General features: G+C 41.1%; 19 protein-coding genes. 3 read left to right on the forward strand and 16 right to left on the reverse strand.

The genetic code is table 11. From position 1 onward, the window contains the following. The first annotated feature begins 281 nt into the window (after positions 1 to 281). The gene (locus tag B6N13_RS17920) at positions 282 to 719 is read left to right on the forward strand and encodes a DUF3010 family protein (RefSeq protein WP_169460175.1); all 438 of its coding nucleotides are present in this window, start codon (positions 282 to 284) and stop codon (positions 717 to 719) included. A gap of 476 nt (positions 720 to 1195) precedes the next feature. On the opposite strand, the gene B6N13_RS17930 is transcribed toward B6N13_RS17920, so the two are convergent. From B6N13_RS17930 to B6N13_RS18005, 16 genes are all read right to left on the reverse strand, one after another. Next, entirely contained in the window at positions 1196 to 1435 is a 240-nt protein-coding gene (locus B6N13_RS17930; RefSeq protein WP_169460176.1) for a DUF6429 family protein, read from the reverse strand. Positions 1436 to 1552: 117 nt separating this feature from the next. After that, entirely contained in the window at positions 1553 to 1990 is a 438-nt protein-coding gene (locus B6N13_RS17935; protein WP_169460177.1) for a hypothetical protein, read from the reverse strand. A gap of 99 nt (positions 1991 to 2089) precedes the next feature. Further along, on the reverse strand, positions 2090 to 2368 hold the full coding sequence (locus B6N13_RS17940) for a hypothetical protein (protein ID WP_169460178.1): 279 nt from the start codon (positions 2366 to 2368) through the stop codon (positions 2090 to 2092). Positions 2369 to 2482: 114 nt separating this feature from the next. Next, positions 2483 to 3067 carry a class IV adenylate cyclase gene (locus B6N13_RS17945; protein ID WP_169460179.1) on the reverse strand — a complete coding sequence of 195 codons (585 nt, stop codon included), beginning with the start codon at positions 3065 to 3067 and terminating at the stop codon, positions 2483 to 2485. Between the two features lie 82 nt (positions 3068 to 3149). Beyond that, positions 3150 to 3452, reverse strand: coding sequence for a type II toxin-antitoxin system RelE/ParE family toxin (locus tag B6N13_RS17950; protein ID WP_169460180.1), 303 nt, complete (start codon positions 3450 to 3452; stop codon positions 3150 to 3152). Then, the gene (locus B6N13_RS17955) at positions 3440 to 3697 is read right to left on the reverse strand and encodes a type II toxin-antitoxin system Phd/YefM family antitoxin (RefSeq protein WP_012069486.1); all 258 of its coding nucleotides are present in this window, start codon (positions 3695 to 3697) and stop codon (positions 3440 to 3442) included. Before B6N13_RS17955 ends, B6N13_RS17950 begins: the two co-directional genes overlap by 13 nt. 170 nt (positions 3698 to 3867) lie before the next feature. Continuing rightward, positions 3868 to 4323, reverse strand: a complete 456-nt coding sequence (locus tag B6N13_RS17960; protein ID WP_169460181.1) for a GNAT family N-acetyltransferase — start codon at positions 4321 to 4323, stop codon at positions 3868 to 3870. Between the two features lie 137 nt (positions 4324 to 4460). Then, positions 4461 to 4997 (reverse strand): AAA family ATPase, encoded by a 537-nt coding sequence (locus tag B6N13_RS17965; protein WP_169460182.1) that lies wholly within the window; start codon positions 4995 to 4997, stop codon positions 4461 to 4463. 179 nt (positions 4998 to 5176) lie between these two features. Continuing rightward, a complete protein-coding gene (locus tag B6N13_RS17970; RefSeq protein ID WP_169460183.1) occupies positions 5177 to 5488 on the reverse strand; it encodes a hypothetical protein in 312 nt (103 codons plus the stop codon). Between the two features lie 306 nt (positions 5489 to 5794). Then, entirely contained in the window at positions 5795 to 5923 is a 129-nt protein-coding gene (locus B6N13_RS23600) for a hypothetical protein (protein ID WP_282434090.1), read from the reverse strand. Between the two features lie 223 nt (positions 5924 to 6146). Beyond that, entirely contained in the window at positions 6147 to 6533 is a 387-nt protein-coding gene (locus tag B6N13_RS17980) for a hypothetical protein (protein ID WP_169460184.1), read from the reverse strand. 194 nt (positions 6534 to 6727) lie between these two features. Beyond that, positions 6728 to 8743: a DUF3732 domain-containing protein gene (locus B6N13_RS17985; RefSeq protein WP_169460185.1), complete on the reverse strand. Its 2016-nt coding sequence runs from the start codon at positions 8741 to 8743 to the stop codon at positions 6728 to 6730. Continuing rightward, positions 8740 to 9204: a three component ABC system middle component gene (locus tag B6N13_RS17990; RefSeq protein WP_169460186.1), complete on the reverse strand. Its 465-nt coding sequence runs from the start codon at positions 9202 to 9204 to the stop codon at positions 8740 to 8742. Before B6N13_RS17990 ends, B6N13_RS17985 begins: the two co-directional genes overlap by 4 nt. Continuing rightward, positions 9201 to 10337 carry an adenylate cyclase gene (locus tag B6N13_RS17995; protein WP_169460187.1) on the reverse strand — a complete coding sequence of 379 codons (1137 nt, stop codon included), beginning with the start codon at positions 10335 to 10337 and terminating at the stop codon, positions 9201 to 9203. The genes B6N13_RS17990 and B6N13_RS17995 overlap by 4 nt, the downstream gene beginning before the upstream one ends. Positions 10338 to 10588: 251 nt before the next feature. Further along, positions 10589 to 10942 (reverse strand): hypothetical protein, encoded by a 354-nt coding sequence (locus tag B6N13_RS18000; RefSeq protein WP_169460188.1) that lies wholly within the window; start codon positions 10940 to 10942, stop codon positions 10589 to 10591. A gap of 120 nt (positions 10943 to 11062) precedes the next feature. Continuing rightward, positions 11063 to 11956 (reverse strand): DMT family transporter, encoded by an 894-nt coding sequence (locus tag B6N13_RS18005; protein WP_211172929.1) that lies wholly within the window; start codon positions 11954 to 11956, stop codon positions 11063 to 11065. A 138-nt stretch (positions 11957 to 12094) separates the two neighbouring features. Between B6N13_RS18005 and B6N13_RS18010 the strand changes: the two genes are divergently transcribed. Continuing rightward, entirely contained in the window at positions 12095 to 12916 is an 822-nt protein-coding gene (locus B6N13_RS18010; protein WP_169460189.1) for an HAD-IIB family hydrolase, read from the forward strand. Between the two features lie 208 nt (positions 12917 to 13124). Beyond that, positions 13125 to 14354 (forward strand): glycosyl transferase, encoded by a 1230-nt coding sequence (locus B6N13_RS18015; RefSeq protein ID WP_169460190.1) that lies wholly within the window; start codon positions 13125 to 13127, stop codon positions 14352 to 14354. Positions 14355 to 14406 lie beyond the last annotated feature (52 nt).

Consider the following 14406-nt stretch of genomic DNA (forward strand, 5'->3'; position numbering starts at 1 on the left):
TTCTAGAGTAAAACGCAAATATTTACACTTTTACAGTAGAAAATATCGTGTTTTGCATTTTAACAAAATAATATTTTGCAATAGTACAATATCCCTACGAATAATAAGAGACAGTAAACTGAAAAGAGTTTAATAAACCACAAGCTTTCACTTTCGCCTTAGATCTGACTGGTTTCTATTTCAACAAGCAGTATTTTTTACTCTGCAAAATAGCGGTTAACTGTGCGAGAGAGGAATAAAATATGCCATAATGCGCGAAATCTCTTATTCAGGACCTTGTTATGATCACTTGTGGTATTGAAATCAAAGGCAGCGAAGTCATCCTATGCCTTATGTCTAAACAGGACGGACTATTTCAAATTCCGGATTGTCGCCAAACTAGACATACATTGAACAACCCAAACGACAGTGAAAACGTACGTAAATTTCAATTTACGATGAAGAAGCTCTTTGAAGACTACAAAGTGAAACGAGTCGTTATTCGTGAGCGCCCCACCAAAGGTAAATTCGCAGGTGGCGCAGTAGGCTTTAAAATTGAAGCGGCACTACAATTGATTGATACCGTTCAGGTTGATTTATTCAGTGGCGCAAAAGTAAAAGACATCATTCAGCACAACCCAATGCCGATTCCATTCAAAGCAACTGGCTTACGCGCCTTCCAAGAAAGTGCGTTTACCGTGGCGTACGCTGCGCTTTCTGAATACATTCCTGAAGCGTAAACTTAATCCTACCGGATAGACGATTGCGCTACTGTTTATCAGTCGTCACTTTACTGAACCGAGAGTGACGACTAATTCTGAGATAACAGCTTAAATACGCGACGTCCAATATTCAGGAAGTCGGGAATGATGAGCAACCGCGATAATAACAATACCTTGATTATCTTGGCGATACACAATAGAAAAGGGAAATCGATTTACAAATACTCGCTTAGTACTTTTTGAGGCGGATGACCCAGAATCAGGAAAAGCTAGAGCTCTAGCTACAGCATCTTCAACTTATTTGAGCAAAAGCCACACCAAGACCAGCCTCTGGACTCAGGCTTAATGCCTACTCTTCGATTTGTTTAAGTGAATTATTCATAATCCCCTTCTTTGCTTCCCTCAAAGTCTACACTCCATATTGATCCATGTGGAATGTTAAAAATACAATAAAAAAGAACACGACTAAAGTGTCCATTTTTTGTCTACCTATTTCACTTTCCGGCGCCCTTAGTGAAAAGCGCTTTAAACAACGCCTCTGATTTCGCTAGCCCCTCCTCGGTTAATGTCACCGATTTCGACTTACCAACTGGATTATGAATATAACCTTTCTCATGCAATCTATTAGTTATGCTCCAATCAACCTGCTTCCAAGCATGCCCCAAATCATCATGCAAAGTGAGGTAAAAAAGAGCGAGGGCGGCATCATCGATTTTGTCTTCATCTATGTTCACACTAGTCTCCTTATTAAATAGAGTGCTACACGCTATAGGCTGCTCTGCCAACGAGCTAAAATAGAAAACGCATTGCGAATTCCCCCAAGTCTGATTACTGTCACTGGCTATATGTTTTTACAAAGCGGACCATTTTGAAACTACAGCAATTAAGTGAAATAAACCAATAACCAAACAAATAGCTGAACTCCAAATCCAAAAAGCTGTGCTATTTTGCTTTATTTGTGGGTGATTCGTTACAAATGGAGCAATTAACCCGCCTACGCCACGGAACAAGTAACTAGCCGTAATTAATGACAAAGCAAGCTTAATAAAAGGCATGCTTGGAAAAAAGCCAGCACCAGACCATGCATAGCAACCCCAAACAAATAAAATTGCAGCAATACTAAGCGTTATGATTGTTGGTTTCACAGAACGCTGTTCAGCCATTAGTGCCATTGATTCCCCTGCGCCGAAAAAACGATACCAGTTTGGACCACCAATAACGACTCCCACATGCAAGGCTGCAGCTAAAAAGCTAAATGAGCCAGCAATTACCAAAAGTTCAAAATCCATGAAGAATGTTCCTATTTTTCATATACATAACCCCCATATAAAAGGCGAGCGTTAGCGAGTCCAGCTCACGCTTTTTGTGGGCGTTTTTTCATCTACTTGTTATGTATTTTCATCTGGCTTATAAAAATGTGGTTCGTATATTTGAGGATTTACCTCGTATAATCCACCCATTTCTTTTGGCCTAAGCTCAGGATAACGCTCCCATAGAGGCTGTAGCATCTCTAAGAAAATCTCTCCCATAACTTTCCCTGCATTTGACCTATAAGATTCAAAATTATCTTTGGCATCCTTATCCATAACGAAACGCACGCTTTGGTCGAGCTTTCCTGAAACTTGCATTAATAGAACACTTAGTTCTTCGGCTTCCTTCTTATTCACTTCGATCTCCGTATACATAGCGCCACATTCAGCGCTTGTGTAAGGTGGTGGCTTTTGTACGTCTTTTTTAATTCACGTCTCCAGAAGTAGCCGCGGATGCAGCTTTCGAAGTCATTACAAACCGTCCAAACAAGCGCTGGCACTTTCCCGCTCACGTTTTTCCATAAACATTTGCTTGTAAGATTGGGTTTGCAAAGCGGATGAGGTTAAGCCAAAGCGTTGAGCTAATTCTTCAAGCTCCACTTTGTAGGTAGATAACATTGACTCGTCATCCGTCATAATGGCGAACTCGGCAAAGTCACCAATCCCTTCCAAAGTATCGACTGTGATATGAAATTTATCGATAAAATAAATGCTACGGACTTTTTTCGTTTTCAGCACAACCTCGTAGCCCATCGTTTTCAACATACTCATGGCGTTGGCTGCATTGGTGATGTTGGTTGCTTCGCACCGATCAGGCTCTGGACCTTTAACAATCCATAACTTAATGCCTGATGGCTCCATGATGCGAATAGAAACACTTTTGCTTTGTGCTGCCAGCTCGCCATCTGAGGTATCAAAATGCCAGTCCGATTCTATATTGTCTTGCAGCATTATTTCGTGGGGGATACGACTTAATGTCTGCATGAAATCGGCTTTAGATTGAAGTCGATATTTAAGTTCCACTTCAAACCGTCCTTGAAAATGCTCTTGGCTCATACACTACTCCTTCGTACAAGGGCAAATAAATCTCAATGCACAATCCGTTTTATAAACGGATCTCACCGTGCGCTAACGCTAATTACTTTAAGTTCAACAGGAACTTACGAAAGTCTCTCTCTGCACGCATAACAAACAGAATGAACACTTTGTCACCGTCTTGTTTATAGAAAACACGACATGGATTAACAACAACTTCGCGATAACTTAAATGTTCTAGTTCAGGTGGAATTCGACCCGATGCAGGGAAGGTTTCTAGACGTTCAACTTTAGAGAAGATCGTTTGAACCAATTGTTTTGCAGCTTCGACATTTTCAAACGCGATGTATTCAGCGATATCATTAAGATCAGATAGCGCTGGCTCAGTCCAGACTATTTCAGCCATTTTGACATTTTGTCCTTGGCTTCAGCGTGACTCTCCACTTTACCATCAACTAATGCACGTTCGCCTCGCGCAATACCCTCTAAAATCGCCAAACGATTTTGCATAAACTCATAATCATCGACATCAACCAGGTAGGCCGAAGGTTTACCATGCTCGGTAATCAACACAGGCTCTTTAGTGTCGTGAAGATCTGCAAGGATCTTGGTTGCTTGACGTTTGAGTGAGGTAACCAGTTCTACTTTCATGAGAGCTGCTCCAAAGTAATACTAAAGTAACACTACTCTATCACTTTCGTACTGCAAGCTCCATGACAGCTAAGACTGCGGTTAAATGATTAGCAGTGGATGCAAAACAATAATTGATTTAACTCGTTTCAGGCATAAGTGGCTTGGTAAGATGGTGACAAATGATCCCGCTATTTTTTAGGGAAATATTCAAGTATCTCATCGTCCGCATCATCAAATAGGCCAGTGGAACGCCAGCCTAAGTGTCGATAAAAGCCATATGACCGAGCTTTCGGATCGGATGAGCATCCAAGAAAAAGCCTTTCAAACCCTAAAGAGCTGAAAGACTCAACCATCTGATTTAATAGAGCTTTTCCAACACCTTTATTTTCATATTCTGGCAACAGCGCCAAAACAACAATTTCCCCAGTTTCGCTATCACCGAGGCAATAGCCAATAATCTTTTCTTCACTAACGCCGACGAAACCTGGTAAGGAGCCATTGCTGATTCCTGCCTGCCAACTCTCTAAAGTAATACCGAGTTCTTTAAGTTGTTCAATAGAGAAAGCGTTTTCTCTCGTCTTTCCTCTTAGTGCGATGCATTCAGCCGTATCGTCAGGCGTTGCTATCCTGTATGCAACTTTCATCAGAGTCTCCACATTTATCTCTTGATGGTAAATCTCACGCCGCGCTAAATAGTGAGTAACGCCAACCACCTAACCCAAACCAAAACACAACTTTAAATACAAGCGCCAAGCGTTGGAAATCTGCCTTAAACGCCTTGTTAGCCATCGCTCATTTTACTAACGATGAACTGCACTCTTTCTTTAACTGAAACCTTAGGAACTTCAATTAAGTCATAGCCAAATTTAATATATGCACTCACCATTTCATGAAATGTCGCTATTGCTTCAGTAAAGTCTTGTTTTCGCTCCGCGTCATTTTCATAGATTTCTTCCCAAGGCGGAAAAATGAAAACTTTACGGCAATAAGTCAGTTCACCACATTTCGCTAACAAAAGATCCGATATAGGTATACGCTCAAGCTTACTGTACCCATACGAGTCGATAATACTTCGGTCGTAGAACGTTATTTCAGTGCCACCAAAGTTTTCGTAATTATAGATTTCTTCAAGGACCATTTCATCGCGGAATGCGGCCTTGTCCAACCATGGTAAAGCTGTACCTTGCAATTCCACTTGAGCTTGGATAACTTTTCGCCCAACTTCAGGTGCACTTGGGTACCCCATCTGACGCAGAAACTCGAGAACTGAAGTCTTCCCAGAACCTGGGCCACCTGTAAAAACTACTCTATTATTCAAACAAAACTCCATAGACGGCTAACGCCAACCATGAAGGGCGTATTGGCAGCGGAGCCCGCAGGGCCTAGCGGAGAATGCGTCCCTCTCCATGGTTTTGTTAGACCTAAGCGCCTAGCTCCGACGTTAAGGTTTACCAAGACACCCACGTTAAATTATCTTCAATTCCTCACGTGTGCCCTTTAGGGTATGAACCAACTAATATCTATAAGCCGATTTCTAAAGGTTTCGTCAGGCAATGACTCACCTCGTACAAATTGCTGAGTAAACACGGTGCCTTTATGTAGCTTATACCACCTTTTCAGAACCTCTAATGTAGACCACTTCGAGGCTTTTTCTACATTGATATGCAACACCACATGCAGATAGTTATTCATTACCGCATACGCACAAACGTCGATAGCAAAGACACTGGCAAGAAATAACAATCTATTTTCAACCCAACCTCGACGGTGCTCAAAGCTTTCACCAGAGATCGGATCTTCGCCACACAAAAACTCCCTAAGAACACAGCGAACTCTCTACAACGAAAGTACAATGATAGTAAGGCGTATCTTGTGGACTAACTTGCTGACTTCTGGCTCTTGGCATGACAAAACCTATCTTCCATGAAAAACAAACAATACTGGTTGAATATACAACATCATTCTTAGACATCAAGTTTGTGTGGGTGTCTTGTTAGTCACTAAACTAATTTGCTGACTTCTAGCTCTTGGCATGACAACTTCCCTTCCATGAGAAATAAAATTACTGGTTAAATATACAGTATACTTTCAAATCAGCTTAAATGGGTGTCCTTTTCAAATCTCGTCTTCTGAGTACAACTTAGCAATACTAATATCATCACCAGCAAACGATTTAATACAACCTAAGTCTTCCCAGTAAGTCAGCAAGGTGATTTCAGCATCCCCACCTAGATCTCGATTCAAAATTTGGGCTCCAAGGAAACCTTTAGTCGCCGATGTATCTTTTATGCCAGTCTAGTAAAGGTAAGCTATAAAGCCTTCTTCATGCTCTTTAGGACAAGTAGCTTTCCATTCTCTCGCGATCATAATTACTCCATTTTATACTGCGGTCACAAAGAACAGAGCTTAATTTAGGAGCAGATGAAAAAATACTATTTCTCATCTGCCCCTAATTCACATTGGTGAACTAATTATGTCTTTGATTATCGACGATTTTCGGTAGCCTCAGCTCTTCCCGCAGCCTATTTCTAACCAACAAGTTAAGCTCATGCATTTTGCGAAGCCAATCTGGGTTATTCCGGTCATTAGTTACAGTTTTGGCAATACTCTCTACCAAGTCAATTTCATCTTTATAACCATAAAGATAAAAGGAGACCTGAACGTCATTGAAGCCATCAAGAGATTTTGTTTTTTGAGCCCCGATGTAAAAGGATATATATTCTTCCAGAGTTTCAATGCGGTGTTCCATCTTTCTCACCGCCACTTCATGTCTTCGATTTAGTTCATTATTCACGAACCACCCCAAAACGACTATCGCAGCGGAAACAATTAGAATCCAATCACTAGCCTTCAAAATTCCTCTCCTTTCAAACATAGCGCTTTGCTCACCGGTAATTAAGGAGCGTAGCGAGTAATTTTTCCGAGTGTAGCAACTTGTTATACGCTGCTCCATTTAACCTGATACAGCCATAATAAAGATGAGCAACTACACGTTATCATTCTGTTAGATCAATATGTCTTTAGATGTAATTGTTTTCTCTCTTCCTTTTATTCTTGAACTGGATAAATCAAACCACGCGTTCTCCATCTATTTCCATTGACTAAAGACTCAAACAATACGCCATTGGTTAATGTCAATTCATCAGCATGGTCAGTGACAATAATTTGGGGACTGAATCCATAAACCTTTTCTATCTCGTTACAATAGTTCGATAACTGACTAAACAAATTTTCGACAGCGACAACATCCTCATCAACAGCTCGTTCATTGGCAGAGCGTTGTTCGTTTTCCTTAGCTTTCTGAGCTTCAAAAGACTCAGAGTTATCGCGTTTAAAATTAGGAAAATAAACTTGAGTAGGCTGATCCAAAAATAATACAGAAGGGATAGCACATTTTTCACCTAATTCAGCAAAATACTTATGCAATGCCAAAAATAACGTTACATGACAGTAAAGCCAGTTTGCGCCACTGCCCATTGAACGTAGGTAAATCTTTTCGTTATCAGGGGTTAAATGATAAAGGTCGAATGTATCAAATGAAAAATGTAGGTTAATTGGTTTATAGCTTGCTTCAAATTCAAAATGGCTGCCTATTTCAGCCATATATTTGTTTACTTTATTCGAAGCAGCTGCCAAACCTTCTTTCACATCGTACTTTTCGAGTGCTTTATTAATTTTCTTAAGCTTACTTTTTAACTCTTTTATTTCTTTTTCAAGCTCAACATCATCAGCCATATTTATAGTATCAAGAAGAGCATACAACTTAGCTTTTTGCATAATAACGCTTTCATACAAGCTCTTCTGTTCTGTTAACTGCTGATTTGATTTCTCAATTTCAGTTATTTGTTGATTGAGACCGGTTAACGACTTACTAACTATCTCTGCATTACGCTGAGATTCAATCAAAGATGACTCAAACTTTGCTTTCATTGGACGAGCTTGAGCAAGATTCCCCGATACTTTCGTAATAGCCTGCTGAAGTTTCTCAGCACTTTGCCGTAAGTTGTCATTTTCAGTATGACAGAATGGGCATACCGAGGCTGAGATATGAACATTCTGAGGAGAGTTAAGCCGATCTACATTATCAACAAATCGCTCTTCTTCTTGGATATGTTTATTAATTGATACAATTTTGCGCTGCAACTTTCGCAACTCTGCAGTTTTTTGATTGCGAGCTAGCTCCAGCTGTTCATACCTCTGTGTAATAGCATCGGAATTATGATTAATTTTCTCGGCAATTATAATACTATCAAGCTGATCCTTAGCATTTTGAGGATGTTGGAGTACCTTGATCAATGATATGGGCTCATCTTTGAACCCCATCAGGGCGAACAGTTGTTTTAGTACTGGGGCGACTTTTTTCTTATAGCTCTCCGATGCACGTTTATTAGTTTCTTTTTGCCGTTCTAAGCGTTTTAAGTCCGCACCTAACCGTTCTTTTTCTTGCGATAAGTGAAAGAACTCTTGATCGACAAGCCCTAAAAATATCTTTGTATGCTTAATTAACTGATCGCGCTTTTCCTTTTCGTCGAACCGGTAAAACAACGCATGCTTATTGGCAACCAGATTTTGATGTTGAAGTATGAAAGATGAAAAACTTCGTACCGATGGTGTAGGTGCTTTTTGATTAAATCTCCTATTAGCCCTCGCGGCTAAAGATTCATCAACATCATCAAAATCTAGAAAAAAGTCTCTTAGGAGCTTCTTGAAATCACTTAACGGACAAAAATACCTAGCATTAAAGTATTCACTATTAATATCTACCGAATCGAATGTATTAACACGGCGAAAGAATGCTTTTGTTGTAACATCGGGATTGCGAGCAATCACCATATCTTGCTCGTTAACAGCAAGCGCAACATAGTAAATCTTAGCACTTTTTGTAATAACACCTTTTGGAATAGTGTCTTCATCGCTACCAAAGCAATAATCAAAAATTTCAATCAAGGCACTTTTACCAGTTGATGACTTACCAGTCACAACATTAAGTCCTGCCTGAAAACTAACTGGGTGTTTGAGCCCTTGCTTGTCAATCACACCAATTTCATGAATAAGAGTTTTCATCGCAGTTTCACTCCTAAAAACGCATAAATATCTACCACTGAGAGCCCACTAAATAGTCGCCCTAACTTTTCTGCACTTTTTCGAGTGGTCAAGTTTGAGGCGACCTCATTACTTCTCGTTAGGGATAGTCGCTGCTCATTAACGATTAACCAATCGTTGACTAAACAGTATTGAATGCACTGTTCTGTTAGGGCTTGAAAACCGTCAATTCGTTCTTGAAGGTCGTAGAGTTTTGTCCTATTGTCAAAAATAGACCATATTGAGCTTTGTATTTTCTGCCCAAAAACCGCTCCGTTGATCTTATTAGCAAACACTGGATGGCTACAAAGTGGTATGACCAACTGGGCAAGCAACAAGTTGTTTTCAGATTCCTCTAGGGTCGTATAAAAAGAAACCAAGTATGGACCATACTCAAATGGGTTGTACTTTAATTCATACAGAGCGTCGACAATACTACTCATGGCTCAACCCTCCACTTCAAATCACGCTCGTCATCGTCCATTGCATCATGGATAAGACCATTTCTAAAAACTATATCTGGATTAGGGTAGCCCTCAATACCGAATGGAATTTCACTGGTGACTTGATCATATAGATCTTGTGATATTGCTACTGGACTACCTTTTTTTCGGCAAGCACTGCGATATTTAGCAGAGAAAATTTTAATCCACCTTTCTCGATATTGACTAACCACTTCCCTGAATTGAGGATAGCCATTTAGTTCCTCGATTAACGCGTTTCTAAGTTCAAGCCAGCTACCTATGGCCTCTGGTAAAACATCGTCATACTCAATCTCAATGATTTTATGGGCAAAAAACTCTTCAATATATGTATCTACTTCATCTTCTGTTGCATCTCTGACAGCAAAAGCAGGAATCGTAAATAAAGTAGGCCCCCATTTTGCGGTCAAGGACTCTCTTTTTTGGTCAAATGAGGTTTTATCAATTACCCATTCTGTATCATTTGCCTGCTCATAGATAAAGCCAATTAGACCTTCTGCAAAAGCTTGCCTATTAGACGGTGGAATGTAGCCACTGAGCTTATTGAAATAGCTTTTTTTCAGTGTTTCTAAATCTGCCGATTCAACATGTAATACAACTTTTCCGAGTACGTGCATCAAACATTCTTGAGCTGTATCCACCACAACGGCTTTCTGCATTTTTATGATTTCAGATGGCTTTTTAGCATTAAGCCGTTCATCAGTGCGTTCGGCAAAAATATCTTGTAGCGCAGCCAAACGTTGTTCAGATGTTTGTGTATTCCAATCCTTTAGCCGAGTGGTTGCTCCAAAAGCCTGAGTGGTATGCAGTACCAAAACACCATATTGGGTATGGTCGAACTCAGGAGCTAACCAGTTTTTGAGTGTTTTCCAGAGATTTTCGTGGTGGTCTGTAAGCCGATCAGCATAATGTTTAACTTCCGTTTGGGATGAAGCTAATACATCAGGCGACATAAGACTCACATCACCGTCTTTTTCAAACCATACGGATTGGCCTTCTTCCAATGCAAAGCACTTATCCAAGCCAATTAAAACTTGGTAATGGAAAGCTAAGGCGGTTGTTAACGCAGCATTTTTAGTTTTTCCTCCACTCATGACTTTCAGTTCCTAATATCCCTTTATGTGTAGTGGTCTAGTAAAACTCTATTCTATTTTTTAAATACGAATGTGCACAATAGTTTCTTTAGCATATAACGCTCTTTAAAACAGTGAGACATGCTATTTCATTCATATCCACAAAAATCAAAACTGGAAAAGTGATCGTACGTGTTATTTCGTTCACCCACAACGAGTTACTGTATCTGTCGATATTTTTAATAATTGATATTATTCGACTTTTTCATTTTCTACCAACCCAAGCACGCTCTATTTTGATTTTTTAGATAAAATAGAGCAGCGCTATTACAGCACGTTTCAAAATATATCAAAATGCTTTGCTTATCCTGCCCTACAGGGAATGACGCTAAGGGAGAACCGAGCGGTGGTGTTTGGTTTGCTCTAAGCGCCAAGGTGGAAATCAGGGTCAAAGCCCATTTTGAAGAAGTGCTTATGCCTGCAACATGCTTGTAGGGTAAAAAGGGGTTCGACCCTTTAGCAAACACCAAGAGCGAGGTCAAACGACAGTGTCGAGCGGTGGTGTTTGGTTTGCTCCAAGCGCCAAGGTGGAAGTCAGGGTCAAAGTTCCGAAGTAATAACAGCACCCTAGCTCCCCTTGAAAGACATAAAGAGAGAATAAATACATTATCAGTCTGGATAAAACGACCAAATTTCAGCCAACAAGCCTATCGATCATGGCGCATTGAAATAAAAATGCACCAAAACTAGGCGTTTTTAGGGGGTCGTTTTCTTGCGAGAATCACGAGTAGCACGCCACCCAGAACGCTTAAGGTGGCTATAACGAGGTGTAAGGTGATGGATTCATTGGCAAAAATCACGCCGCCTAGCGTGGCGATGATAGGAACCAGCAGTTGTAACACGGCCGCCATGGAAGCACTAAGATAAGGCAAAGCCGCATACCATATGGCGTACCCTATTCCAGACATTATTGCACCAGAAGCGATCGCTAGCATAATGCCGTCAAGCTGCGGGCTGGCGGCTTGTGCCGTATTAAAATGAATGGCGACTAGAGCAACCAGTAATATAGGAATAGTTCGAACAAAGTTGGATGTTGTTGCAAACAATGGCTTGGCCGAGATTTTACCTCGCCATGTGTACACGCCCCACGCTACGCCTGCTAAAGTCATTAGAACAAAGCCCAATAACGAAGGTGACGACAAGGTCGGTAACACCAGATAAACAAAGCCTGCAAAGGCGATGGCTAAGCCTAACCACTCTAACCACACCAGCTTCTGACCTGCCCAGACAGCCAACAATATTAGTGTTAATTGCACCGCCCCAAATAGGATCAAGGCGCCTATTCCCGTTTCCAAGGTGACATAGGCATAAGAGAAGCCCAAGGCATAGATAAAGAGTGCAAAAGCAGACAGCCAGCTTCCTTCTAGCCAGATGGTTTTCAAACCACTATGACGATGTTTGAGACAGTGTATCGCGCTTAATAAAACCAAGGTCACAGCGCCGCTAAACAAGCGCCACGTTGTAAATTGAGCTGGATCGATTAGGCCGTTATTTAATGCCAGTCGGCACAAGACAGAGTTCGCCGCGAACGCCAGCAAAGCCAAAATCACATAGACACATAAACGTAGCAAACTTGTCATCAATCTGTTCAACAGCCTAGTTAGTCTTAGGCATGTGCCTAATATGGAAAAGGCTACTTTTACGCACTGGCACCAGATTTGCAAGTCTCATACTAACGTCCACCAGCGGTATTTTGATGGACCCAAAAAGGAATCGATATGACAACGCTTTTAATTTTTACAGATTTGGATGGCACTTTACTCGATCATCATACTTATAGCTTTCAACCAGCCAAAGCTGCGATGCAGGCTTTAAAGACATTTTCTATTCCTTGTGTGATCAACACCAGCAAGACATTTGTTGAACTTATAGCTCTAAGAGAAGAACTCAACCATCAAGACGCTTTTATCGTGGAAAACGGTTCTGCGGTTTATATCCCTAAAAATTTATCCCTCGTTATAGAAGAAGCTCTAGAGGACTGCGGTGATTATTGGCGCAAGTCATTTGGTCCAAAACGTGATGAGCTAATCGAACTCACCAATGACAAACAAAACCAATACACCTTTAAACGCTTTAGCGAGATGACCTGGCAGGAACTGGTTTCCATCACAGGTTTGAATGAAGAAAACGCCAAACAAGCCATGCAACGAGAGTTTACTGAGCCGATGGTCTGGACAGATTCTAACCTTGCTCTAAATGCTTTACGTGAAGACCTTGCGCCATTTGGTGTGCAAATTCAAAAAGGCGGCCGCTTCGCGCATCTGATGGGCGAGCACTGCGATAAGGCAAATGCCATGTTATGGCTCAAAGAATTGTATGAACAACAAGGTGACGAAGACGTTACCACCATGGCTTTAGGCGATGGTGAAAACGACGTAGGCATGCTGAGCAAAGCCGACATTCCTGTGGTGATTCGCTCCCCTGTTCATGCTCCACCTGAAATTCCAAATCGTTGTGATGCTTGGCTAAGCGACGCCTACGGACCAGAAGGTTGGGCACAAGCAATCAACAAAGCATTGAATCAACAAGGCATTTTGTAACGGCACTTTTTAACGACAGAAAGAGAAGACAACAATTACGATAAGAGGCCTTTTTACAACGTCACGAGCGAAGCCAAGACGAGGCAAAAATAGACGAGAAAGCGGAGTTTATGGGTTATAAATGAGCATTTTGAGTCTATTTTTAACGAAGTAATGGCAAGCGCAGTAGTTGTACAAAGGTCGCTATAACAATACTAGGAGAACAACTATGGGCGACTTTCATCAAAACGGTATCATCACCACACTTCACAACTTGGCGCACCGCCCGTTAGAAGAAATGGAAAAAGAACTGTGTGAGTTTGCTAAAACGCGCCCAATGTCTCTTATCCTACCTTGTCTGTATTCCGAGCTGGAAACAGATGCCATGCCAAATATTTTGAAACATTTACAGCAAGTTCCGTATTTGTCTGAAATTGTTATTGGCTTAGACAGAGCAACAGAAGAGCAATATCGACATGCGCTAGAATTTTTCAGTGTTTTACCTCAAAAAGTAAAAGTTCTGTGGAACGACGGCCCGCGATTAAGAGAAATAGATAACGTGCTAAAAGGCGAACATCTTTCTCCTTCCGATCCAGGCAAGGGTCGAAATGTGTGGTTTTGCATGGGCTATAATTTAGCGGCTGGGGAAGCCGAATCCATCGCCATGCACGATTGCGATATTGTCACTTATGACAGAGAACTACTGGCTCGACTGATTTACCCTGTCGCCAACCCGAATTTTAACTACGAATTCTGTAAAGGTTTCTACGCTCGCGCTGCCAACGGGAAAATGAATGGTCGTGTTAGCCGCTTATTAGTCACGCCACTTTTGTGTTCCCTGAAGAAAGTGTTCGGTCATTTAGATTATCTAGATTATTTAGACAGCTACCGCTATCCGCTAGCCGGTGAGTTTTCTTTCCGCCGCGATGTGATGACGGATCTACGCATCCCAAGTGATTGGGGATTAGAAATTGGCGTGTTAAGTGAAATGTATCGCAACTACTCCACTAACCGTTTATGTCAGGTAGATATTGCTGACATTTATGATCATAAGCACCAAGATTTGTCTGCGGATAACGACGACGGTGGCTTGTCTAAAATGTCTATCGACATTACCAAAGCCATTTTCAGAAAATTAGCGACAAATGGCACCATTTTCAATCAAGAAACTTTCCGTACCATTAAAGCCACTTATTACCGTGTTGCTCTCGACTTTATTGAAACCTACCGTAATGATGCTGAAATAAATGGTCTAAAATTAGATGTTCATACAGAAGAACAAGCGGTGGAATTATTTGCCAGTAACATTATGAAAGCGGGCAACATGTATTTAGACAACCCAATGGAAACGCCATTTATCCCTAGTTGGAATCGTGTCATTAGTGCATTTCCTGGCGTGATGAAACAACTTGCTCAGGCGGTTGAATTGGATATGGAAGAATATGGTCCAAAAAAATAAATAATCTAAAAGCTATTTTCTTGCTGCGTTGAGCGTCACTACGTTGCTTTTC

The organism is Marinomonas sp. UCMA 3892 (assembly GCF_012726345.1).
GTDB lineage: Bacteria > Pseudomonadota > Gammaproteobacteria > Pseudomonadales > Marinomonadaceae > Marinomonas.